The sequence below is a fragment of the Azospirillum terrae genome (assembly GCF_053470425.1).
Genome location: NZ_JBPXMR010000049.1, coordinates 1 through 1,514, shown reverse-complemented (window position 1 = coordinate 1,514; position 1,514 = coordinate 1). Strand labels below are relative to the sequence as shown.

Here is a 1,514-nt window from a genome sequence, read left to right as displayed (position 1 = left end):
TGGTGATGTCGGAGCGCGCGGCCTCGATCTCACGCTGAAGGGTTGCCAACCTGTCCATCAACTCGGCGCGCTTGCTCACCAGCGCGTCGACCAACTCCGTGTTGCGCATCGTCGCGGCCCTACATTCGCTCGCAATGATATTTTACAGGATCCGTCGCACGTTTAGGAAGATTGCTTGGTGGTGTATGCTCCATAAGGCCGCGCGATTCGGTGGAGCGCTGCATTCCGCTCGGCATCATGCGGGCGCACCTCGCCAAAGAGGATTTGTATCCTATAACGTGCATAGTGCGCTCGAAACTGAACAGGACGACCGGAGGAAAGTGAACGGCCTGTACGGCAGCATGAACAGCGGAGCGGGTTGAGCAGCCGAGCGGCTTCTCGCGCCTTCGTCGCACCAGTAACGGCCCGTGCCGTTGCTCCTCTGCCAAGAGGAGACACGGCATGCCGAGAACGAGGATCGCGATGAGGAAGGTGAAAGAAGTGCTTCGGCTCCGATACGATCTCGCCATGAGCTACAGCCAGATCCGGCGCAGCTGTGGCCTCAGCAACGGCACCCTGAACGGCTTGCTGGCCCGGGCGGAGAAGGCCGGGCTGACCCGTTGGGAGCAGGTGCGTGACTTGAGCGAGGAGGCGCTGGAACGGCGCCTGTTCCAGCGCGCCGATGATGGCCAGTGGCTGGAGGAGCGCCCGCTGCCCGACTGGGCCGAGGTCGAGCGTGACCTGCGTCGCCACAAGCACCTCACCCTGAAGCTGGTGTGGGGCGAGTACATCAAGGCCAACCCCGGCGGCTACGGTTTCAGCCAGTTTTGCGACTGCTTCCGCCGCTGGCGGCGCGAGCAGGGCCGCGGCGTCACGCTGCGCCGGGAGCATCGCCCCGGCGAGGCATTGCAGGTGGACTACACGGGCGACACCGTCGTGGTGATGGACGGCGGCCAAGCGCGCGAGGCGCAGATCTTCGTCGCCTGCCTGCCGTTTTCCGGGCTGATCTACACCGAGGCGACGTGGACCCAGCAGTTGGAGGGTTGGCTCGCTTCCCATGTCCAGGCGTTCAGCTTCCTGGGCGGGGTGCCCGGCGCGTTGGTGCCAGACAACCTGAAGAGCGGCGTCACCAAGGCGAACTTCTTCGACCCCGTGCTGAACGCCAGCTACTACGAGTTGGCCCGGCACTACGGCACCGCCATCCTGCCGACCCGTGTGCGCAAGCCGCGCGACAAGCCCGCGGCGGAGAACGCCGTCCTGCAGGTCGAACGCTGGGTGCTGGCGCCGCTGCGCCACCAGACCTTCTTCTCGCTGGGCGAGTTGAACGCGGCCATGATGCCGCTGCGCGAGGAGCTCAACAACCGGCCGCTGTCGCCGCCGCGCGAGGGAACCCGCCGCTCAGTGTTCGAGGCCGAGGAACGGGCGTTGCTGCGGCCTCTGCCCAGCGATCCCTACGTCGTGGGACAATGGGACCTTGGCCGGACCGTCGGCGCCGATTACCACGTGATCGCCGACGGCCATTACTACTCCGTGCC

1 protein-coding gene is annotated in these 1,514 nt (G+C 65.7%); it reads left to right on the top strand.

What is annotated here, in order from left to right:
* Positions 1 to 480: 480 nt before the first annotated feature.
* Positions 481 to 1,514 (top strand): IS21 family transposase (gene istA / locus ACSVDD_RS29640; RefSeq protein ID WP_448192998.1); only part of this gene is annotated, 1,034 nt, incomplete at its 3' end.